Below are 21,781 nucleotides of genomic sequence, written 5' to 3'. Positions count from 1 at the left end.
TTTTGAGAGTTATTATCTACATTATTTGCCTTTTTCTTTTGTCAACCAATATGTGATTCCTGCTGATGAAATTGCTGATAAAATAATCGCTAAAATAACCCATACTCTGTTATTATCCACTGAAATTGGCGCTTCATATGTTTCTTTTTTAGTTTCAATTGGATTAGATAAAAAATTCATCACATTTTGATTGGTCGTTCCACCATCACGAATATTCTTCATAACAGTTTTAAAGGACTCTGCGTAGTCTCTATTCCCTTGAATAACTTCTGCTTCATTAGATATCAGATCATTCGTAGTTGAAATAGTCTTATCAACATTATCTTTAATAGTCTGAACTTGACCAACAAATTGAGTAAATTGATCCTTCATAGTCCCAACTGCTTCGTGATTTTGACTAGTTTCTTTTGAACCAGTAGAGGTAGTAGACACTAATGATTCAATTGAACTATATAAGCGTTTTGATGATTCACTATCATTTATTAATATTCCACTATTAGCATCTGAAGCTGTCTCCGTCACTTCCAATTGTTTCGCTTTTGTTTCCTTCCACTTATCGTACTCAGTTGATAAGGTCTTAATCGAACTGTTATACCAATCAGCTAAGTTTATAATTTGATTTTTGAAATAATCATTCGGTAACTCAGCTTCAGCCAATTCAGGCAATGTGTCACTTGATTTTTCTAATGACTCCAAAGAGTTTTGAATTTGTTCCAACAAAGCTATACCTGATTCTTTAAATTTAGTAACTTGATCTTCTGACAACTGAGTTGCTATATCATCACGACTGATGTTGCCGTACATATGGTAAACAGAATCTGGTGATAAGGCAGAAAAATTAATAGAGGAACTACTTGGACTTCCATAAATTGCTTGAATCATACCAGTTGTACGATCGATTTTGCTTAATTTATCAAGAATATGTTTTAAATCTTTTTTCACTAAAACATCTGACTCTTCTTTATCACTACGATAAATAGTTTTCTTGATAGGAATTGTAGTTTCACCAATGTGTACTTCAAATGAAATTTCATTTTTCCCATAATGTGGTTCTAAAGTATATTCAACCGTCATAGTATAAAGCTTATCATCTGTTATAGTTTGCTCTCCTCCAACTAAGGTAGCATCTCCTGTAACATAAACTTTAGCTTTAGGAGATAAATATTTTGTCCCTTCAGAACTGGTAGAAACTCCGCTAGCCTCAACTACCGTTGATGATTCAGGCGAACTACTTGATGGTTTTGTCACAGATGCCTCGACAGTTTTAGACTCAGATTGGGGTAATTTAACTGTCAATTCCATCGTTTCTGTTACTTTATCGAGCTTATCATTTTCAATCGATAAAAATTCAAAAACAGGTAATCCACTTATAGAAGTAGCCTTCTTATCAAATTTAGTATAATTCTTAAGTAAATCTATTTTTTCATTATATTCTTTAACTTGATCAGCTGTTAGAACATTGAGTTTCTCCAATTTACTAAATAAAGTTTGGTAATCAGTTGGTTCAATACTAATATCTGTTAGATTTGAACGAATTAAAGTTTGATAAGTTTCAGGCAAATGATTTTCAGTAATCAAACTTTTATTAATCTGATCTACAAGTGTTGCTTTAGCATCCGAAGTAAGGTCCGATTTTAAATCAACATCTTCTTTACCAAAGTAAAAGAGTGATATTTTCTTTTTCTCTGCTTCTAATTCTGTCTTGAGATGTCCAAATTCGGATTTTCTATCTTTTATTTTACCTTGATAATCAACAATAACCTTATGATAATCAACTACTAAATTTTCTAGTTTAGCTTGTTCAGATTTTTCCTCAGCTGTACTATTTCCAAATTGATACAATGATTTAAGCATCGAATCATTTAAACCATCTATAATTTTAGAATTTTCTTCATGCTGTTCTTTCAATGTGTTATTGGTTGTTAAGACATTCTTCTCAAATATACCCTTTTGAAAATCAAAATAAGTTTTAACTTCCGTAAGTTGTTTGTCTAAGCCTATCCCTGTATTATTTAAAAGACTAACAACAGAATCAGAAAAAGCCTTTTGAGAATCTTCATAAGACGAATTCATTTTCTGTAGATTTGAAGCCAAGTCCAAAGTGCTTAACATAGACTGACTTGCTTCGTTTGACGGGCCATAGATATATTGAGAAATTTTTGTATGCGTGCCAGATTGTTCATTTACAATATTATCAACATTTCTTTTAGCATCATCTAGGTTGTTGATAACACTCGAAAAATACATTTTTATAACATTTTGGTTAATAGTATTAAGGTACTCGCCTACTCGTAACTCAACATTCTTAGATTTAACTGGATCTAAATTTGATTTCGTTTTATATGTTATCTTTGCTCTATCAGGATTAAAACTTTCTAGTTGAGCTATTTTTTCTGAAAACTGTTGTTCGATATAAACAATTACATCAACCGACCCATTTTCAAATCGATTTTCAGCAACATTACGAGTCATGACAGTCCATTGATTTGTATTCTCTTTTGATAATAGATTTGTGAAATCATTTCCTAGATTATAGGCGTTGCCATTTAATACGCCTCCAGCATCTTCATTTACCAGAGCAATATTCAATTTACGATCGTTAACCTTATTTGTTACAGAAATCTCTTGATTCTTTAAATAAATAAATGTTGCTCCTGAACCAACCAACAAAGTTACAAAAACACTACTACCTATAATTATTTTTTTCATAGCTAACCTCTCTCATTTATCCCTTTATTATACCACGAATACTAGAGTCAGGCAAGGAGGGCTTATAATCTTTATTCTATTAATAAAACTTACCAATTCGTAACTTGCTTATGCACCGACCTATATACTAAATTTTAGGTGTTTCATTTTCTCACCATATAGAAAATCCTAGAATAGAATCCTAGGATTTGTATGTCATTTTTTGAAGTCTTCTATGGTGAAATAGTCATAGGTGATTTTTGAAACTTCCTCATCATAACGACTCAAAAAGTCTTGAAATCGACGATCAATATAGCCAAAGAATAGAACCTCCTCTATATCCTCTTTGTTAAAGAAGATAATGTTTTGATTAATAAGCCCTAGTGGAAGACTGACCGCTCCAAAATCAAAAAAACCTTGCTTGCCGTCCTTTTCAGTTTATCAAAACACCTCATACTACTCCTTCATTATTTATTTTTTTAGTAACGAAAGTTTTCACAAGCTGTTAATAAAAACCAGACCTATTTATCGCTAGAAATGAACTCTTCTAATCTTGTGATAAACTCTTTCTCAAACTCTGTTACGTGAGCTTTAAATAACACCTGATCAATTTTCTCAGCATCAAACAAATACATTGACTGAGAATCTTCAAACCCTTGAGGGTTTAGGACCCCAGAATAATCAAAAACTTTCCCTTCACTATTCTGTTGATAACGCCCGACAATCATAATAGGTTGAGTCCCATTCTTTAATAAAACAGTTGTTCCCAGTGGCAACCAATTTTTATTCATCTCTATTTCTCCAATTCTTTATTATATTATAAATAAAATGTATCAGTAGTACTACTAAAAATAAGAATAAAGGTCGTAATGATACCCAGCTTACACCTATAACAAGGAAGGCTGATAAAAAACAAATAATAGACGCCTCTATCTTGGAAGGTCTTCTAGCCTCTGGAAGCATATCTAAATGCTCCTGCGTTATAGATGAGCGATCAGTGAATTGATAAAAGAAACGATATCTTGCAGATAAAGAATCAATATCTAAAAAGTCATATCCCCTAATATAATCAACTACAAACAACATCAGTAAATTATCAATTTCGTCAATATTTTCAGTATAGAGAGAAAAATTTCTCTTTCCAGCAATGGCAATATTACTTGCAGCATAAACGGCAATCGGAATGCCATCTTTTGTGACAGGTAGAATATCTCCTTTACTACCTGAACTTACACACGTCATTTCATAGTTATTTAAATTGGATTGAAAAACTCCATGCCAGTATGCTTGTTCCCATAAGTGACCAAATATTTCTTCTTCAGAATAAATCAAATCCTTATTTAACCCTCTAGCGACTATTCTTTTCTTTGGAGAAATGAATTCTGATTCTTTCAAGACAAGAATTTCTAAATCTGTTGCATATAGACGGTATCCTGCCTCTTCTTGAACGATTTCAATCCTTTCAGTCCAATGTTCTTCATCAGGTAGTTTTGACTGAAGAATTAATCCCTCTGAGTTTCCCCGTAATTGTAATTGTATTTCCATGTTTTACCACCCTATTGATAAGCCCAAGCCAAATGGTCCTAGTTTCATTTTTGCCTCTGCTTTTTCAGTTGTTACTCCCACTTTTGCCCTAGCAGAAACACCCACTCCGGCAGAAGCACTTACATCAATCGTAAGACCAAATATTTTAAATCCAGCTTTAGCTTCTCCTTCTACAATATAAGCATCAGCTCCCGCCTCTAATTGGACTCCTCCCTTTAGTTTTCCTTCCCTATTAGTAAAAAAACCAATTTCTCCGCTTGCATCTGCCGAAGCTGTATATGCAGAGCCAGAAAGTTTTGCATGGATATCGTTACTATCATCTCCCCAGCGAGCATGCCCTTCCGCCTCAGCGCCAGTAATTTTAGCTTTAGCTTTAGCTCCAATGCCATATTTTTGAGAATTTTTTTTATTTTTTGAGACATCTTTCTTACCTTCTTTAGCAGAAGCTAATGATTTGATTACACCAGCAGAAACATCTGCCTTAAGTACCGAAACTTCTCCGCCTAAATTCGTATCACCTGCAGTAGTTTTCCCAGCATAAGCTTCAAATCCCATATCTAAATCAGAAAAATCATCATCAACCACAACTCCCGGTGGAAGCTTCTTAACTTTTTCTCCGCTATACTTAGACTCAGCTAATCGTTTGGCTAAATCATTCTGTAACTCGACTTTCTTTCCTCCACTATGCACGGCCTTAGTATATTCTGCAACATCGTTTTTAAAACTTGTACTACGATAATAAGTTCTTGCCGCGTATTCGGTAAATGGAGTACTTGAATGAAGGGCGAGAAACTTTAATTGCTTATTTTGAACATTTATCAAATCTGTAAAGCTACTATCTCCAACAAGTTGATTAAAAGTTTCCTTATTCTTTATGGTATCATCTAAACTCTTGACTGCTTGATTATAGCTCGTATTCACACTATCCAAGCTTGGATTCGTTAACGTTAGGATATCACTTATCCCTGCATAGATATTTTTCGTCTTACTGGAACTGCTCTTTAGTCCCTCAATCGGATCTTTCATCCGTTGCTTGATGCGTTCTAGGTATTCTGTCTTAATAATGGCACTGTTGTCGGTCTCTGACACCGTGTCTTGAAAGAGCTTCACAAGTCCATCATAGCGACTGACAATGCTATCTAGGGCATTGACATAGTTATCAACCAGTGGTATCTGATAGTTGGTCACCTTCTGGTTAATGGCATCCTTCACTGCGCCTTTGAGGCTATCGGTTGAAACGACCTCTGATAGACGGCTTCTCGAAACAGATAGCTGTTCCTTGATACTATTTACCGAAATAACTAACAACTCTTTTTGAACTCGAACTTCGGATACATCAATCTTCATTCACTTCCTCCTCTGCGTAAACACTGGAAATCACTCCTGCGTCTAGATAGTCCTTACGCAGAGCTTCTTGGCAGTAGTGTTCATCCGCGGTATCCGAATACCCTTCTGATACTACTCTCTTGATCAAGAGATTGCTTAAAAACAAGGGGGAAGTGTCAAAGCGTAATCCAAATGGATAGCCATGACCGATGTAGTCCATATAATGACCATTATCCAAATCAACTCGACGACCTGAAAGAACTACAAAAAAGTCCATCTGTTCGCTTTCAAATGACTCAACCAAGTCCTTAGGAAGAAGCTCACGATCAAGTTCCACAACAGTACCCAAAGGATAGATACGACTTAAGCAGAGATCCACATAGGAAGCATACTGGATAAAAAGCGAACGAGGTAAGGTGACTTCTTCTTGGAGACGCCGAATTCGCACGAGTTCTTTTTCATAGAAAAACTCCAACGGCGCCCCTATCATTGGATGATAATGATAACTAGGTTCGTCATTCATAAAAGCTATATAACAGGCTCGAGAAACATCCGAATGTCCTGATAAGGTCATCGCTACCGCTGTCAATACTTCCTGATCCTTTTCAGATAGGTTACATCAGTGACCATTCTACTTAATCTTCATTATAACATTTTCTCACCATATAGAAAATCCTAGAATAGAATCCTAGGATTTGTATGTCATTTTTTGAAGTCTTCTACGGTGAAGTGGTCATAGCTGATTTTTGAGACTTCCTCATCATAACGACTCAAAAAGTCTTGAAATCTACGATCAATGTAACCAAAGAACAGAACTTCATCTATATCCTCTTTGTTAAAGAAGATAATGTTTTGATTAATAAGCCCTAGTGGAAGACTGACTGCTCCAAAATCAAAATAACCTTGCTTGCCGTCCTTTTCAGTAACTGGACAATGATTAACAATCATGACAGGTTCCACACCTTCTCTCACTCGAACAACACTTCCAATCGGTAAAGCCGTACGTTCTGACATCAGTTTTCTCCTTCTAAATATTTCTTCGCTTCCTGAACATAAAAGAGTTCTGGATTTTCATGGGCGATGCTTTCAAACAAACTGCGAGCACGAGCTTCATCTCCTTTTAATTGGGCATTGAGAGCTCCGTAATACGAAAACATGATTCGAGCTAACTTATTTTCTGGTTCCGCAGTGTCTAAATAGTCTGTAACTTCTCCATTGAGTATTTTTGATACTGGTTCAATTAAATCCAACATTCTATTTTTATCAATTCTTTTAATTTTTTCCCAATCACAAGATACTAAAAGTTCAGAGATCTCATCTTTATCCCTTAAATGAAGGTATGATATTGATTCTATAAATACGATATTTAGTTCATAAATACGTTTCAAATTCAATTTAGAACGTTTAACTCTTATTTGTTCAGCATATTGGATTGCCTCTCTAAAATTCCCTTGATACAAAGCACATCTTGCCAAACCAAGATTTAAGGCATTTAAATTCCCTGTTTTATTATCAGGCCGCCTTTCATAAGTTTCAGTTAAAAGAGAAATATATTTTGTAAAATTTACTTGCTCGTATAAAATAACTTCTGCAACGTGATTTACTAAAAAATGAGTTATTACAACGATAATAGTCAGTAATGTTAGAAATATAAGCAATAATGTAGTCACGACGGTTGATTTTACAAATAATAAACTAATTGCTGTTGCTATAATTGTCCAACGTAGATAAAATAAAATATAAACTTCCAGTATACTGCAAATTCTAACTGATGACCAATTCAAAATATTCTTAGAAATATTATCTAACATAAAAAAACTCCTATAAAAAATTATAAACTAATTTATACAAATAAACTAGCTAAATAAGCTAGCAAAGCACCTCCAGCTGTGACAAGTTCACCACCAAAGAAGAATGTAGTCGTTACTACAACTCCAATTACTACTTCCTTAGGATGCTCTACAACCCAATTAAAAGCACTACCAACTACCTCACCAGTTGTATTAAAAGTTTGAGTGAGATAATCCACCTTCCTCACCCCTGTTTCAGTGGTCGTTTTAACTGTTGCGTAGTCTTGTTTGTCCTGATTATGTTCCTTCACATAAGTCACGCGGTAGCCATCCTCTGACTTAGTTCCAACCTCAACCGAGCGATTCTTATAGCCAAAGCCAATGGAAAGGTTGGGCGCAAGTTTGCTATAGCTTGAACTAATCTTGTCTGCTAGACTGAACTCACCCGTTATAGAATAGTCCTTCAGCCCTATCTTCGTCTTATAATTGGGCTTTTCATCTAGGAAATCTGTACTCAGTCCCCCTACGCTATACTCTCCTTCTTGGCTTAACTTACCATCTTTATATTTAGTGTTAAAAGTGATGGCACTTTCCCCTTTGAAGTGACCTTTTATCTGGATTTTACTCTTGAGATAGTGCTGACCATCGTCATATACTGTGATCTCCTTCTCAAACGTAACTTCATTCCCTTTCAAGAAATCAATCAGCTCCTGAGGTTTCTTACCGCCATTCCCATGGGAGGCAAGAGAGATCGTACGACCCAAGGTCTGGAGTTCCTGCTCACTCATCTGGCTCAAGTCAAAGGCCGTTTCTGGATTATAATGTCGAATATAACGGATTAGCTCCTCATGCAGAGCTTTAGAATTCTCAATCTGTTGATCCCGTAACTTCGTGTCCTTAAAAATTGCAAGGGCTTCCACATTATGATAAGGGTCTGTCATGCCAACAGCTTTGCGAGACCGACTCAAACCACTTGCAATTGTGGATAGGGTAGTGGTTACACCGCTCCCCAACAGTTCACCATTAAATGATTCCATCCGACTTTCAGTTGTACGAAGAGATTGCAGGGCTTCTTCCTTCTGGCTTTTGATATCTGCGGAAGAAGGATTGCTGATGCCAACCATGCCTCCAATTGCAGAGTAAGCTATTGTCAGGTCTGGATAGGCAAATTTCACCAGTGACCATTCTACTTAATCTTCATTATAACATTTTCTCACCATATAGAAAATCCTAGAATGAAATCCTAGGATTTGTATGTCATTTTTTGAAATCATCTACACTAAAGTGCTCATAGGTGATTTTTGAGACTTCCTTCTTTTTGGGTTCTACCAACTTTTAATCTTTTTTAGCTCGTATCCCTACCATGATATCTGTGTATAAAACATCATTTATCTTACTTGAAATATAAAATACGGGTGTAGATTCTTCTAAGTCATTATCAAGCAATAATTTGGTTAGCACGTATATCCCCTTATCAAAGTCAACAGCTTCCTCTCCAGTAACTCTTACTCCTGCCATTCGAGGAACCAAAAAATAACTGTTATAGGCTGTCCCTTCCATTATCTCTTCTTTTCCTAGATAATCCTCATGAACGGGAAGATAGACTGTGATGTTGTAAGTTCCATCTTCCAATTCTCCGATATGGGGGCATGAGTAAAATGGATTGCTTTTAGGTGTATATCCAGCCGCTACAGCTGTTTGAATCATGTCTTGAAAGGCTACTTCAATCTCATCACCGACAATATTATAGTTCACACTCAAGACATTACTCATCATTAAGGATTGATTCATACCATATGTAATTTCTGCCATTTTACTTCTCCACTGGGATAATCAAATCCACAAACAAATCATCATAAACAGGTATCAACACTAGGTATAACTTATCTTGCAATTCCCAACCATGATCACGAATATAAGCTTTCATCTCCTCAATTGTTTCATCCAAGCTACCATCAAATAGAACCCGCTTGCTAATTCCTTCTATATCTAGAGATGCCTGATAATCCAGTTGACTTGTTGGCTCTGCTTCAGATATAACTGGAATATAGACTCCCACATCTTGCTTTTCTTCGTTAAATTGAGTTGGAGTCATTTCAAAAATGGTCGGACCATCTTTATAAATACCATCAGTATAGGGTAAGAGTTCTGTGTGGACAAACAACTCCAATAGTTCGTCCGCTTGAATCTGGACCTGGTCTGTCATCAAATGTTCCATATGAATTTGGATTTCTTTAATCATGTTTCTTTTCCTTTTTAAATCTATTTTTATCAAATTCTTTATTTTGAATCAAATCCGAAGGCACTTCTATATACTTGATTGGTCTTGTTTCCTCAACATCATGACGGTGTTGGTATGCATAGATAATTATAAACCATGTTTGGTATAAAGCAGAGCCAAAAATCATTAACAATAAGGATACTCCCCACCCCATTAAAAAATCATATCCAATGATAGCTAGAAAAATAAAGCAAAGAGATAAAAGTATTATCGGTCCCACTACAAAATTAAGCATAATTTTTCCAGCCTTCTCCGAGATAATTTCTTCAGAGTCCAAGTCAACCAAACAGCTCATGATGATAATAATTACAATGGCATAGATAAGGGGGAGAGATAACTTTAGAACAATAAAGTTATGGTCCCCACTCAAACTACTAAATCCAATAATGGTATAAACATGACCAGTCAAATACATGAGATAGGTTCCAAAACTGGTTAAAATCCCTCGCTTAAGATCTAGTAAAAATACTAGATTTAAAACCCAAACAACAATCCCTGTAATAAGCAACCCTTGATATAAGTCCTCATTTTTTAGAATCTCTAACCCTCCTGCCATAAACATAAAAAATGCCAAAGGATATAAAATAAAAATCCCATTTAATACGCCCCAAAGAGGAACTGGTCCCTTTATTCTACTTCTTTGAAACTCAAAATATTTTTTGATTCTTTCAATAATCATTTAAACCATCCTCTCATGCCTTTGATCAGGCTATTGGCACCTTTTTTAAGGTTATCTGTAATTTTAAAGCGTTTATCCAGCTCGCTAAGACCCCATCCAACAAAAGCTGCTGTTCCTATTGCCACAGCTCCTGTTAACCACGCAGGAGCTGTAGCAATGCCTACCGCACCTGCTACAAACCCTGCAAATGCTGCTCCTGCGCTCGCTGCTCCTGTTGCTGCAACAGTTGTTCCTGCTGCCTTGGCCGCATCTATCACAAAACCTGTTGTCACACTTGCCTTAACTTCATTTCCTCTTAGACCTTGACGTTTGGCCTCTTGTTCATTGTCTCTGACTTTTGAAAAAGTATCAACTACATCTAAAGCAACACCAACAACCGCTGCTCCTTTTAAAAACTTACCAAACTTAGTAGCTGATTTAAAACCTTCTTTGTAATTTTTAAGGCTACCCGTTGCAGACTTAACTAAACCTTTAAATCCTCCCGATGTGCCTGCCTTTCCTAAATTCCACAGGCCTTTACCAGCACCTTTGAAAGTTATTTCTTTAATAAATTCTTCTTTCAATAGGCTTCCAGTTGTAGACACAATTGATTTTCCTACACTAGCCACTTTGGTGCTAAATCGAGTTGTATCTGTAAAAGATTTGAAAACCTTACTCAATTCTTCATTATATTTAGTATAGCCTAACTTTTTCATTATGGATTTGAAGGTCTGTGTAACACCACCGTTTTTATATTGAACTACCTTATAAGTACGACTACCATTTAATTTCTTGGTAACTTCAAAATAATTATCTAGAAGTTTCCCAAATTTTGTCGTTTCTTTTAGGACAGTAGTGTCACCTCTTGTATTTTTGCTAAAACGATAAGCGGCATATAAAGCAGGTAAAATAGATTTTAAATGTTTTTTATAGCCTTTACTATTTTTATATAAATCACTTGTTGTGACGTTTTTATAAACATTAAATAATGAATCTATTAAGTCTTTATTTTCAGCTATCGTCCCACTATACTTAGACTCGGCAAGCTGTTTTGCGAGAGCATTTTGGTACTTCACAGCTTTGGAGTTGCTATGGATAGCTGTGTGTATCTCTGAAACTGAGTTTTTAAACTGAGTTCGATTATAATAATTTCTCGATACGCGGTTCCCATACGGAAGAGAGGCATAACCTGATAGGGTAGCGATTTCACTATTTTGCATATCGATGAGGTCAAATGTATCTGTTTTTAGAAGAACACTATTAAAAGCTTCCATGTTCTTTATGGTATCATCTAAACTCTTGACTGCTTGATTATAGCTCGTATTCACACTATCCAAGCTTGGATTCGTTAACGTTAGGATATCACTTATCCCTGCATAGATATTTTTCGTCTTACTGGAACTGCTCTTTAGTCCCTCGATCGGATCTTTCATCCGTTGCTTGATGCGTTCTAGGTATTCTGTCTTAATAATGGCACTGTTGTCAGTCTCTGACACCATGTCTTGAAAGAGCTTCACAAGTCCATCATAGCGACTGACAATGCTATCTAGGGCATTGACATAGTTATCAACCAGTGGTATCTGATAGTTGGTCACCTTCTGGTTAATGGCATCCTTTACCGTCCCTTTAAGACTATCGGTTGAAACGACCTCTGATAGACGGCTTCTCGAAACAGATAGCTGCTCCTTGATACTATTTACCGAAATAACTAACAACTCTTTTTGAACTCGAACTTCGGATACATCAATCTTCATTTACTTCCTCCTCTGCGTAAACACTGGAAATCAGTCCTGCGTCTAGATAGTCCTTACGCAGAGCTTCTTGGCAGTAGTGTTCATCCACGGTATCCGAATACCCTTCTGATACTACTCTCTTAATAAAGAGATTACTTAAAAACAAGGGTGAAGTGTCAAAGCGTAATCCAAATGGATAGCCATGACCAATGTAGTCCACATAATGTCCGTTTGCCAAATCAACTCGACGACCTGAAAGAACTACAAAAAAGTCCATCTGTTCGCTTTCAAATGACTCAACCAAGTCCTTAGGAAGAAGCTCACGATCAAGTTCGACAACACTACCTAAAGGATAGATACGACTTAAACAGAGATCCACATAGGAAGCATACTGGATAAAAAGCGAACGAGGTAGGATAACTTCTTCTTGGAGACGCCGAATCCGTACTAGTTCTTTTTCATAGAAAAACTCCAACGGCGCCCCTATCATTGGATGATAATGATAACTAGGTTCGTCATTCATAAAAGCTATATAACAAGCCCGAAAAACATCCGGATGTCCTGATAAGGTCATCGCTACCACTGTCAATACTTCCTGATCCTTTTCAGACAGGTTACATCTAGACAAAGCTCGGGCGAATAAAATCATTTGTTCTTCCTTCATGGTAGCAACCCTCCTGATGCAATAGCTCCTGCTTCATGCGCGTCATCATCTATCTTATTCTGTCCTGCTTGTTCCATTTTTAGAGCATCTGAGCTGGTAAAATTTTTCAAAGTAACAATAGACTTGTTAAAGTGCTCCAAAACGTCATTAAAAGTGGTAAAAGGGGTAAGATCTGTGCGACTAAACCGCATATCACTTAGTTTACCGATTCCTGTAGTTGAAGTAGAAACATCTCTTGTAATAGTGTTCCAACTGGATTGATTTACACCTGTATCTACCATTTCTCTCCCTAATCCTCCATATATTCATAGACACGAGCCTGATGATAATAAGATGCTATTACAGACTGTAGTTCACTTGATTGAGTTTCCAGACTACGTATCTTATCCTCAATAGCAGTTTTATTATTGTTATGGCTATCTCGAAAATTAGTAATATTCGTTCCTAAATTATAAAAATGACCTTCAAAATCTTGCTGACGACTCCCCTTAAAACTAGAGGAATCTAAAGGAAGAATCTGACCTAAAGATCTTGCATGATTATCAATAGACTGTATCTCACTTGCTAAACTACTGCTAGCTTTTCTTAATCTAGATATTTTCCCGTCAACTACACTTTTTGCTCTTTGAGCTTCAGCAGCTTGTCGACGAAATCTAGCCGCAATTTGTTTATAATACGACCCCATTTCCCTTCTCCTTTTTATAAACTGTACTTCATTTTAGCATATTTTGCTTAGAATCAACAACCCATATACATATCCTTATGATTAAACTTACTCCCTTTGAATCAATCCCCAAAAGTGAGAAGTTCTCTAGTTAACTTTTGGGGATGGACTCTTATCAAGTTCAAGTACGAAGCATTGCTGATATTATCTTGGTAACTTAATTCTGCAAACTTCTCTTCCAACAAAGAAATGAGTTTCATCGACTTCTAGAAGAGTTTCTTTGTAATTTGACTTACCTTTAATCATTCCTTGATCCATAAATCTAGTACCAAATATACCTGCTGGCATATTTGCACGCAATCTCTTACTAAATTCATCAAATTTACTTTCGATACTTTTCTGATAGCCATGGAAAATAAAGTAAACTTCCGCTTTAGAGGCATTTTTGATAATCGTTTCTAACACATTTGCAGAGAGTAACATTTTTTCATTTACGGTATGAATGTCTGGCATGTAGACAAACATCATTTGATTATCACCACCGTGTAGTCTTCGTTCAATTTCACTAACAAGATCTGTTAAAGCTGTACTAAAGTTATTTAACAAGATGATTGAATCAAAACTATCTGGATTTGCAAGACGTCCATCAATATCAAAAAGAATACGTTGAGCTTGCCCATTCAAATTTTCAAATGCCATCAATAACACTGCTTCGAGTAGTTCCGTTTGCTGTGGCGTGTCATCCATAATGACAAAATAGCCATGTTTTTTAGGATTAAAACCTACCACCTTAGTTGTCTCTTTATCATATCCGATTGGGATTTGACCTTGTTTCAGCATCTCTTGAACTGTAGCTGATTGTTTAAATTCATCAAGCGTCACTTCATTTGGCAACATTGGGATTGGTTCTGGGCAAACTCCTGTCCAGCTTCTTGCAATCAACTTGACTTCTTCTTCCAAGTTATATAGGCGCTCAATGTCCCCTTCTCCACTTATCGGGAGATAAACCTGAATGGCATAAGGGATATCTTCTTTCAACTGGGCACGACCAAAAATTTCTTGTTGAATTAAAGCATCGCGTCCGATAATTTCCTTAGAAGCTCCTTCATCAACCAGGTAAAAGGCCAAGCGCGAGGTGATATTACTTGACATACTGATTTTAAGGCTATTTGAGCGGAGTGCTGTCAAAATCACAAAACATCCAAGACTCGCTCCCTCACGTAGGAGGCGGTTAATCATACTTTCAATGGCTTCTTCTAGTGGTGTGTCTTTTATAGTATCAAAGCCGTCAAAAATAGTAAGGATAGCAGGGAGTTTCTCACCTGATTTTTGTTCGTATTGGGAAAGACTTGCTACATTATAGAGGGCAAACTTCTCCTTGCGAATCTTCAACTCATGGTCAATACGTTTTAAAAACTTAACCAGTTTTTCTTCTTCGTCAAACCGTGTCAAATCAACCACATGAGGTAAATCTTTTAGTGGCAAGAGTCCATTTGTCCCAAAGTCAAATAAATTGATTTGTACTTGTTCTGGAGTATTTAAACGAGCGAGATTTAACACTAGAGTTTGAAGAGCTAGGGATTTCCCAAAACCTGGTGAACCATAGAAAACTGTATGCCCCATTTTTTCCAAATCAAAGTGATAATCCTTCTGACGTTGCTCTGTCGGAATATCCATTCGAGCAAAGGGAACGGCCAATACTTTTTCGTCGGTCCAGTGAATATCTGTTTGTGGGGATATGATGGCTGTCTCTAATGGTTCTAACCACGGTTTATCTGGCAGGTTGAGAGGTACAGTCTTGCTCACTCTTGCTATATAGTTTACAACAGCTGAGAGTTCCGTGATTTCTTCCGTCTGATCAGCAGTATAATTTTCATCCTTAGATAGGTCATCAGATAGCAATTCATATTGTCCTAGGTCATTTATCAACCAGATTCGTTCATCAACAACTTCTTGAACTCCCTCTGTTTGCGGGGCATAATGTGCACCACTCCAAGCAGACTGGAACAACTCATAGATTTCGTTATTTCCTACTTGTAAGTAGGCACGCCCTGGTTCAGTAATACTCGCTGCATCTGGTGTTTTGATAATTTCATTTGAATCAGACTCATCTGACACTTTCAAAGCTAGTTTGAAACGAGAGTTTGACCATATTTGATCATTCACGACACCTGATGGCTTTTGTGTAGCAAGAATTAGATGGACCCCAAGCGAACGTCCGATACGGGCTGTCGAAACCAGCTCTGTCATAAATTCTGGTTCATGTTCTTTCAATTCAGCAAACTCATCACTAATCAGGAACAGATGAGGTAATGGTTTGTCTGGATAGCCTGATTTGTCAGTAGATTTTTGCCCTTCCTTATATAATTTAGTGTATCCATTAATATGGTTGACACCAAATTGATTAAATAGTCGTTGGCGTTTTTGTAACTCTGCTTTGATAGAAGCTAAGGCACGCGCACTAGCCGCGCCATCTAAGTTAGTAATAGATCCAAGCATATGTGGTAGATCTTTGAAAAGATTCGCCATCCCACCACCCTTGAAGTCAATCGTAAGAAATCCAACATCCTCTGGACTAAAATTTACAGCCATGGATAATATATACGACTGAAGAATCTCCGATTTACCTGAACCAGTAGTTCCTGCTACAAGACCATGCGGTCCATGTGCACGTTCATGTAAGTTGAGTTCCACCTGGTCATCTTTCCCACGCAATCCTAATGGCACTGCTAACGTTTTAAAAGTATCCGCTTTGGACCATCTAGTCGCAACCTGTAACTCTTCAACTTCTCTGACTTGATAGAGTTCCAAAAAAGTAACGGATTTTGGAATCGTATTCTTCTCTACTTCCATGTGTTTTAGATTTGCTAAAGTACGGATAGAATCTTCATAGCAATCCAACAGTGGGTAGGGAATAAAGGTTTGTGCACTATAGTATCCTTCATCATTAATGATTTGACCTAGATTTTGATTCTTATATTCAATCAGAGTTGTGATAGTTTCTGGCAAAAGACGACGTGCCTCTTTCACCCAAATGACTGTTACACCCAACTCTGTCAAATCCTTGGCTAGATACTCATTCAAACTATGGCCAAGTAAATGGGAGTCATCCATAATCGTTAAGACATAATGAGGTTTAAAGCGTGCATCTTTTTCCCCCATTTCACGTTTAATTTGAGAACGTTTTTGAATAATACGGTAAAGCGAATTTAGAACAGCATCACGGCTTCTGGCATCATGAACAAAACCACGAATATTTCGCTCCTGCATATTAAAATGTGGGAGAAAGCGCCACTCAGACCAATCCTTCTCATATCTCAGTTCTTGAACAAGATTGATAAAATTAACATCTAAGTAGCTATGGAACATTGCCATCTGTAAAAGCATATTATACACAGCTGTCCTAGTTACTTCACTGTTTCCAACAAGACCAACTGTCGCTTCAAAGATATTAACCGTGATCGGAACTTTCTTTTGCAAACTGTAGTCTTGCAAGACTGTTCGAGCAAACTGCGATATTTCATCTTTACTTTGCTCATCAAAATTTATTTGCAACTCTAGCTGACTTAATTTATCTCCTAATCCTAAAGACACCTGTAAGAAATCTTCATTATAGTCCATTCGCTCATAAATTCTAGAATCATACTTTGCAATCAGCTCAGTAATGGTTGATATTGACGGTTGATTGTAATGTAGAATATTAGTTTCTTCTTTGTAGTATCTTTCTAAGTCGGATACTTGTTTTAATAAATATGCTTCGTAATCTTGAATCCGATTTTTTTCCTGTTCTTTGGTATCCTTTCTCTCCTCAAAATACTGACTCATAGTTGTCGCTGCCGTCAGGAGGCTAAAACCACCCATCCCTAGCATCATTACAGGATTCCCTTTCGTCCAAATTGAACTAAATGCAGTTAAAGTAAACATTCCTAAAGCTGGGACAATGGCTCGGATGAGCGAGTTTTTGGGTGGCTTTATCGGCTGTGGAGGTTGATTGATAATGATTTTCCCACTATGGATAATAGGGTTGACTCTCGGACTCCTTCTATACTCTGGAAAATCCATCGGATACTCATTGTTTTTTTCTTGTATCAGAATTCGATTCTTATTCAATTGTGGTTCTTCAAAAAGACATCCAATCTTCCACTGGTTCTTTCTTTTTTCTATAAAATAGTTAGAAACCTTCATTCGGTTTCCCACTTCAAACGGATAAAGCCCTTCCTCTTTGATAAGACGGTTATTTAGATAAACCGGAGATTCCCCAAGTGTAACCTGTACTTGATTATTTGAGAAAAAAAGTTGGTTTGAAATTGACCAACTAATGTCAGCTGATTCTTTCTTGCTACAAATAAATCGTTGTGGCGGAAAAATATAAGTGACAAAAATATCCTCTTCAGGAACCAATAAGGTTACAGTTTCTTTATCAAAGGTAGATTTTCCTCTTTCTAATTCCTTACCATTTCGATAGACTCTTCTGCCTTCTACTGTATACTCGTTAGTACCTACTCTTACCTCTTGTCCTTCAAACAAATCAATTTTTTCCAATTTTTCTTGTTCAATCAACAAGGTATAAAGAGGTTTATGAAGTTCTCCTAATTGGTCTCCCAGTTGATGATCATATTCTAGCTTTTTTGCCTTCATTTATCGCTCACTCTTTTCTTTTGTTTGGTTGTCCTTAGGAGTTGTTGTCTCAGTAGATGCTTTTGTGTCACTACTATTTGTAGTCGCTTCTCCAATCTCAGCAGAAAGTTCTTTTATTTTCTTTTCATATTCTTCAAGTTTCTTTTGTTTTTCAGAACCGTTCATATTGATATCTGCTTTAACTGATTCATATAGATTTGTATAAGCGTGTAAAATCAATTGTGTGTCCCCGATATTTTGTGCCACATCTAGAGCTTTTTCAAATTTTCCACGTCCAAGATAAATCCAATAATAGAAAATTGTATCATCTGTTGATTCTGTAATCGTATTTAAAATAACTTCCTTTTGCTTATCGCTCAAACTATCTAAACGGACATAGCTTGCTGCTAAGATATACTTAGCTTCTTTTGGCAATGATTCTGCACCATAATTTTTTAATGATTCAACTGTTTCAGAATAGTCTTTTCGCATGAAATTTGATTGGGCCATAATGACTGATGATTTTAGGGGGCCGTCTTTAAACATAGACTTATAAGTGGCAAAACTTAAAATCACTGTGGTTGTAGCAAGCAAGGCTCCCCCTATTAACAAAGCCTTCCATTTTTTCTTGTTCACCAATAAATTAGCTTTTGAACTCTCTTCTGATAATTTTGCATACTTTTCTGCAATATATTTATTAACATCAGCTACACTCCCTAAGGGAATAATATCCTGTGCTACCTTTTCCTTTATTGCATCAATCCCATGGATGACTAAGTCAAAATCTACCTTAGGTAGTAAAATAGAAATCATTAAAGCTTTATAAGACTCTAAATAGAATTCCGAACTATACTGCTGTGGTGCAAGTAATTTTTCGATTCCATAATGTAACATTTGTACATTACTGCCAAAAACAATGATGTTCTCAGGATGGATATATGGAATTTTATAATCATTTTCAGAATGAACTAATGCCGACATGTTTTGTGCCAAACTAAAACGCTCAAGCTCCGTACTTCTATTTAAAATTTCTTCCTTAACTGTTTTAAAATACTCGGGAATAATATAATTCAAAGAAAGAACTCCATCTTTTTGAACTATTTCTACTGGACAGTATTCTTTAATCAATTCAAGTTGTTCTCTATGATAACCTGATGAAGAAATTTGAACTGATATTTGGTTGTCTTCTCTCACAAATTGTAGTTGATCTGCTTCAAACATTTTTTTCTCCTATGATACATCTTCAATCTCTATATAATCCCCATCACTAACTGGATAAGCAGCCAAGATGTCCGTTGTCTCGATATGAATTTGTTTATTTCTAACTTTGAAACAAAACGAACTATTTAGAGGTAAATTCAACTGTTCTCTAACTTTGGTATCTTTTAATAATTCTTCTAATCTTAACCAAGTAAGAGCTTTTGAAACTCGAATATCTATTTGTTTTGCTCTATACTCTAGAGTTAGCTTTATTTTTCCGTAATCCATGCCATTTCCTTCCTAGATAGACTCCCAACAAAACCATAAACAGCAAGAAAACACTTGTAAATACACTTCCCATCCAATCCTTAAAAATTGAATAGTCACTTTGTTTAAAAGAGGGTTTCTCCTCTACAGTGTATTGATTAAACAATGATGTTTTAACGACAGTAGTTTCTAAACGATAAATAGAATGATTTTCACTATCGGTAAATATAGTCTGCTCTGCCCCCTGTAAAAGTTCTTTTGTTGTTTGAGTTCTCTGGTCCACAACCTTTTGGGTACGATTTAAAAATAAATTTGGAGCATATTTGGATTCTATCCTATTTTTGACCGTGTCCTGTGTACTATTTGTAATGATATCTGTATCAAGTTTTAAGCTACCATCGTCTGCATAAACTAGCACAGGAAATACGATACAAAGAATTAATAGGTGCTTTTTAATTTTCTTCATCATGATATAAAAATAAGCGTCAAGTTTCCCTGACGCTCCTCAAAATCAACTACAAACCAAAGCTTTGTGCATCTTGTTGGTCACGTTCAGCTACTGTTTGAGCATAGTTATTCAATTGTTTGTTGATGCTCACTAGAAGCTCCTCGAATTTTTGAACATGTGTATACAACTGGTTGTATTGCTCAAGGTAAGCATTAAATGCTTGTCCTTTCCATTGTGATGCCATTTCTCCATTTGTTCGATTAACGGTTTGTACCGCTTGTTCAATTTGATCTTTAGCACTAAGATAAATTGCCGCCTGAGATTGTAACTGTTCTGGAGTTAAACTAATTGCTGACATAAGGATTCTCCTTTTAAATTTTTTCCCACTTTAGTTTATCATATATTTTAGTGTTTGTCTATCAGTTACACACTCGTAATACAAATTTGTACAAAAAAAGTATCTGCAAAAACATTTAGATAGAAAGAAACCTGTATTCAAAGTTTTCATACGCCCTAAAATGTCAAATCAAGTGCACATTCTCCTCATAGAAAACTTCATATTCTCATTTCATAGTATGTTGAATTAAAGTATCAATTATGATTTTCTTATTACTATTAAGAAGAAACTAAAATAATTCTGGTATATTTTATCTGAATCATGTGTAATTGCGGCCTGTTTTTCAGTATATAATTACTTCTTTAAGATAAGAATATTCTATGGCCAAATTTTGTCTAATTAATTTAGAAATCATTAACAAGGGGAATATTATGGCTGAAAGAATAATACATCAAGCTGATCTTCGAGCTATCGAGAACAACTTGCGCTCTATCCATGAAGGATTGCGAACAATTGGTTTTCATACTTAAGTTTTGTCCCAGCTTTATCCTTTTGATATTCCTTTTGAAGCTCATGAAGTTCTAGTCTCTCATGATTGTAAATACAGTATTGAAATTTGTTTTTTGCAAACATAATAATCCTTTCTAGTTATCAACAATTAAATCTTGTTTAAAAAATCTGAAATGTGTAGTTATCTAAAACCAACATCTAATTTTCTTAAACAACACAAAAACGCTCTAGACAATATGAACTGCACCCCAAAAGTTAGACAGAAAAAATCTAACTTTTGGGGTGTTTTTATTATGAAATTGAGTTATGAAGATAAAGTTCAGATCTATGAACTTAGAAAACAAGGATATAGCTTAGAGAAGCTTTCAAATAAATTTGGGATAAACAATTCTAATCTTAGATACATGATTAAATTGATTGATCGTTACTATTCTCCTGAATTAAAACAAGAAATGATTAATAAAGTCTTACATGAAGGCTGGACTAAAGATAGAGTTTCTCTTGAATACGGTCTCCCAAGTCGTACGATACTTCTTAACTGGCTAGCAAAATACAAGAAAAACGCGTATACTACTGTTGAGAAAACAAGAGGGAGAGTACCTAAAATGGGACGTAAACGGAAGAAAACTTGGGAAGAAATGACAGAACTAGAGCGACTCCAAGAGGAGAATGAACGCTTACGGACTGAGGTGGCTTACCTAAAAAAGTTAAAAGAGTTAGAGGAAAGGGACGAAGCCTTAGAGCGAGAAAAGCAGAGACAGTTAGAGGAAAGGGACGAAGCCTTAGAGCGAGAAAAGCAGAGACAGTTAGAGAAATGGCTTCAGGAGGATTTCGACCAGATTTACTTCTTGAAGTGGCTCGTTTACCTCGCTCAACTTACTATTATCAATTGAGACAGCTGGATCAACCAGATAAGGATAAAGAGCTAAAGGATGAAATTCAAGCCATTTATAATGACTATAAAGGAAATTATGGCTATCGTAGAATTACTCTTGAACTAAGAAATCGTGGTTTTACAGTGAATCATAAGAAAGTTCAACGTCTGATGAAGGT

Annotated in this window: 20 protein-coding genes and 2 pseudogenes; 1 reads left to right on the top strand and 21 read right to left on the bottom strand. The window is 36.0% G+C overall.

From position 1 onward, the window contains the following. Positions 1–21: 21 nt before the first annotated feature. The 21 genes and pseudogenes from esaA to HMPREF0850_RS04025 all read right to left on the bottom strand — a co-directional run bounded on the left by esaA (position 22) and on the right by HMPREF0850_RS04025 (position 20,239). Positions 22–2,709: a type VII secretion protein EsaA gene (gene esaA / locus HMPREF0850_RS04105; protein ID WP_000720174.1), complete on the bottom strand. Its 2,688-nt coding sequence runs from the start codon at positions 2,707–2,709 to the stop codon at positions 22–24. Positions 2,710–2,904: 195 nt separating this feature from the next. After that, positions 2,905–3,105, bottom strand: a pseudogene (locus tag HMPREF0850_RS12675) (DUF4176 domain-containing protein); the annotation flags it as partial. Positions 3,106–3,209: 104 nt separating this feature from the next. Further along, positions 3,210–3,479 (bottom strand): DUF4176 domain-containing protein, encoded by a 270-nt coding sequence (locus HMPREF0850_RS04100; RefSeq protein WP_001039458.1) that lies wholly within the window; start codon positions 3,477–3,479, stop codon positions 3,210–3,212. Beyond that, the gene (locus HMPREF0850_RS04095) at positions 3,472–4,233 is read right to left on the bottom strand and encodes a hypothetical protein (RefSeq protein WP_000405468.1); all 762 of its coding nucleotides are present in this window, start codon (positions 4,231–4,233) and stop codon (positions 3,472–3,474) included. Before HMPREF0850_RS04095 ends, HMPREF0850_RS04100 begins: the two co-directional genes overlap by 8 nt. Positions 4,234–4,236: 3 nt before the next feature. Then, positions 4,237–5,580 carry a T7SS effector LXG polymorphic toxin gene (locus HMPREF0850_RS13080; protein WP_000687307.1) on the bottom strand — a complete coding sequence of 448 codons (1,344 nt, stop codon included), beginning with the start codon at positions 5,578–5,580 and terminating at the stop codon, positions 4,237–4,239. Then, on the bottom strand, positions 5,570–6,082 hold the full coding sequence (locus HMPREF0850_RS04090; protein WP_232191476.1) for a DUF4176 domain-containing protein: 513 nt from the start codon (positions 6,080–6,082) through the stop codon (positions 5,570–5,572). The genes HMPREF0850_RS13080 and HMPREF0850_RS04090 overlap by 11 nt, the downstream gene beginning before the upstream one ends. Positions 6,083–6,261: 179 nt before the next feature. Continuing rightward, positions 6,262–6,573 carry a DUF4176 domain-containing protein gene (locus tag HMPREF0850_RS04085; RefSeq protein ID WP_000004174.1) on the bottom strand — a complete coding sequence of 104 codons (312 nt, stop codon included), beginning with the start codon at positions 6,571–6,573 and terminating at the stop codon, positions 6,262–6,264. Continuing rightward, entirely contained in the window at positions 6,573–7,370 is a 798-nt protein-coding gene (locus tag HMPREF0850_RS04080) for a hypothetical protein (RefSeq protein WP_000886493.1), read from the bottom strand. Before HMPREF0850_RS04080 ends, HMPREF0850_RS04085 begins: the two co-directional genes overlap by 1 nt. A 32-nt stretch (positions 7,371–7,402) precedes the next feature. Beyond that, positions 7,403–8,524, bottom strand: coding sequence for a hypothetical protein (locus HMPREF0850_RS04075; RefSeq protein ID WP_009013813.1), 1,122 nt, complete (start codon positions 8,522–8,524; stop codon positions 7,403–7,405). Positions 8,525–8,684: 160 nt separating this feature from the next. Further along, positions 8,685–9,161 carry a DUF5085 family protein gene (locus tag HMPREF0850_RS04070; protein WP_000818157.1) on the bottom strand — a complete coding sequence of 159 codons (477 nt, stop codon included), beginning with the start codon at positions 9,159–9,161 and terminating at the stop codon, positions 8,685–8,687. Between the two features lies 1 nt (position 9,162). Beyond that, a complete protein-coding gene (locus HMPREF0850_RS04065; RefSeq protein WP_000588791.1) occupies positions 9,163–9,591 on the bottom strand; it encodes a hypothetical protein in 429 nt (142 codons plus the stop codon). Beyond that, positions 9,584–10,309 carry a hypothetical protein gene (locus HMPREF0850_RS04060; RefSeq protein WP_000583015.1) on the bottom strand — a complete coding sequence of 242 codons (726 nt, stop codon included), beginning with the start codon at positions 10,307–10,309 and terminating at the stop codon, positions 9,584–9,586. Before HMPREF0850_RS04060 ends, HMPREF0850_RS04065 begins: the two co-directional genes overlap by 8 nt. Beyond that, the gene (locus tag HMPREF0850_RS04055) at positions 10,306–12,042 is read right to left on the bottom strand and encodes a T7SS effector LXG polymorphic toxin (RefSeq protein ID WP_000687309.1); all 1,737 of its coding nucleotides are present in this window, start codon (positions 12,040–12,042) and stop codon (positions 10,306–10,308) included. The genes HMPREF0850_RS04060 and HMPREF0850_RS04055 overlap by 4 nt, the downstream gene beginning before the upstream one ends. Then, on the bottom strand, positions 12,032–12,685 hold the full coding sequence (locus tag HMPREF0850_RS04050; protein WP_000657025.1) for a DUF4176 domain-containing protein: 654 nt from the start codon (positions 12,683–12,685) through the stop codon (positions 12,032–12,034). Before HMPREF0850_RS04050 ends, HMPREF0850_RS04055 begins: the two co-directional genes overlap by 11 nt. After that, a complete protein-coding gene (locus HMPREF0850_RS04045; protein WP_000228616.1) occupies positions 12,682–12,966 on the bottom strand; it encodes a hypothetical protein in 285 nt (94 codons plus the stop codon). Before HMPREF0850_RS04045 ends, HMPREF0850_RS04050 begins: the two co-directional genes overlap by 4 nt. A gap of 8 nt (positions 12,967–12,974) precedes the next feature. After that, positions 12,975–13,370, bottom strand: coding sequence for a YwqH-like family protein (locus HMPREF0850_RS0103080; RefSeq protein ID WP_000536166.1), 396 nt, complete (start codon positions 13,368–13,370; stop codon positions 12,975–12,977). A 183-nt stretch (positions 13,371–13,553) separates the two neighbouring features. After that, positions 13,554–17,987, bottom strand: coding sequence for a type VII secretion protein EssC (gene essC / locus HMPREF0850_RS04040; RefSeq protein WP_000644806.1), 4,434 nt, complete (start codon positions 17,985–17,987; stop codon positions 13,554–13,556). After that, complete coding sequence (essB, locus tag HMPREF0850_RS04035; RefSeq protein WP_000460976.1) at positions 17,988–19,187, bottom strand: type VII secretion protein EssB; 1,200 nt, start codon at positions 19,185–19,187, stop codon at positions 17,988–17,990. 9 nt (positions 19,188–19,196) lie between these two features. After that, on the bottom strand, positions 19,197–19,454 hold the full coding sequence (locus HMPREF0850_RS12670; protein ID WP_009013811.1) for a hypothetical protein: 258 nt from the start codon (positions 19,452–19,454) through the stop codon (positions 19,197–19,199). After that, positions 19,417–19,902, bottom strand: a complete 486-nt coding sequence (locus HMPREF0850_RS04030; protein WP_000976098.1) for a hypothetical protein — start codon at positions 19,900–19,902, stop codon at positions 19,417–19,419. Before HMPREF0850_RS04030 ends, HMPREF0850_RS12670 begins: the two co-directional genes overlap by 38 nt. Positions 19,903–19,948: 46 nt before the next feature. Further along, positions 19,949–20,239 (bottom strand): WXG100 family type VII secretion target, encoded by a 291-nt coding sequence (locus tag HMPREF0850_RS04025; protein ID WP_001274476.1) that lies wholly within the window; start codon positions 20,237–20,239, stop codon positions 19,949–19,951. A 782-nt stretch (positions 20,240–21,021) separates the two neighbouring features. On the opposite strand from HMPREF0850_RS04025, the pseudogene HMPREF0850_RS04020 reads away from it, so the two are divergent. After that, a pseudogene (locus tag HMPREF0850_RS04020) lies at positions 21,022–21,781 on the top strand (IS3 family transposase); the annotation flags it as partial.

The organism is Streptococcus sp. M143, assembly GCF_000162495.1.
Taxonomy (GTDB): Bacteria; Bacillota; Bacilli; order Lactobacillales; family Streptococcaceae; genus Streptococcus; species Streptococcus dentisani.
Note: the sequence above shows the minus strand (reverse complement) of the source record. Positions and strands in the feature narration are given on the sequence as shown.

Coding starts and splice junctions, on each gene's coding strand:
- HMPREF0850_RS04065 (WP_000588791.1), bottom strand. CDS start 9,591: ATGATTAAAGAAATCCAAATTCATATGGAACATTTGATGACAGACCAG.
- HMPREF0850_RS04100 (WP_001039458.1), bottom strand. CDS start 3,479: ATGAATAAAAATTGGTTGCCACTGGGAACAACTGTTTTATTAAAGAAT.
- HMPREF0850_RS04025 (WP_001274476.1), bottom strand. CDS start 20,239: ATGTCAGCAATTAGTTTAACTCCAGAACAGTTACAATCTCAGGCGGCA.
- essB (WP_000460976.1), bottom strand. CDS start 19,187: ATGTTTGAAGCAGATCAACTACAATTTGTGAGAGAAGACAACCAAATA.
- HMPREF0850_RS04045 (WP_000228616.1), bottom strand. CDS start 12,966: ATGGTAGATACAGGTGTAAATCAATCCAGTTGGAACACTATTACAAGA.
- HMPREF0850_RS12670 (WP_009013811.1), bottom strand. CDS start 19,454: ATGGATTACGGAAAAATAAAGCTAACTCTAGAGTATAGAGCAAAACAA.
- HMPREF0850_RS04095 (WP_000405468.1), bottom strand. CDS start 4,233: ATGGAAATACAATTACAATTACGGGGAAACTCAGAGGGATTAATTCTT.
- esaA (WP_000720174.1), bottom strand. CDS start 2,709: ATGAAAAAAATAATTATAGGTAGTAGTGTTTTTGTAACTTTGTTGGTT.
- HMPREF0850_RS04080 (WP_000886493.1), bottom strand. CDS start 7,370: ATGTTAGATAATATTTCTAAGAATATTTTGAATTGGTCATCAGTTAGA.
- HMPREF0850_RS04060 (WP_000583015.1), bottom strand. CDS start 10,309: ATGATTATTGAAAGAATCAAAAAATATTTTGAGTTTCAAAGAAGTAGA.
- HMPREF0850_RS04055 (WP_000687309.1), bottom strand. CDS start 12,042: ATGAAGATTGATGTATCCGAAGTTCGAGTTCAAAAAGAGTTGTTAGTT.
- HMPREF0850_RS0103080 (WP_000536166.1), bottom strand. CDS start 13,370: ATGGGGTCGTATTATAAACAAATTGCGGCTAGATTTCGTCGACAAGCT.
- HMPREF0850_RS04030 (WP_000976098.1), bottom strand. CDS start 19,902: ATGATGAAGAAAATTAAAAAGCACCTATTAATTCTTTGTATCGTATTT.
- HMPREF0850_RS04050 (WP_000657025.1), bottom strand. CDS start 12,685: ATGAAGGAAGAACAAATGATTTTATTCGCCCGAGCTTTGTCTAGATGT.
- HMPREF0850_RS04085 (WP_000004174.1), bottom strand. CDS start 6,573: ATGTCAGAACGTACGGCTTTACCGATTGGAAGTGTTGTTCGAGTGAGA.
- essC (WP_000644806.1), bottom strand. CDS start 17,987: ATGAAGGCAAAAAAGCTAGAATATGATCATCAACTGGGAGACCAATTA.
- HMPREF0850_RS04070 (WP_000818157.1), bottom strand. CDS start 9,161: ATGGCAGAAATTACATATGGTATGAATCAATCCTTAATGATGAGTAAT.
- HMPREF0850_RS13080 (WP_000687307.1), bottom strand. CDS start 5,580: ATGAAGATTGATGTATCCGAAGTTCGAGTTCAAAAAGAGTTGTTAGTT.
- HMPREF0850_RS04090 (WP_232191476.1), bottom strand. CDS start 6,082: ATGAATGACGAACCTAGTTATCATTATCATCCAATGATAGGGGCGCCG.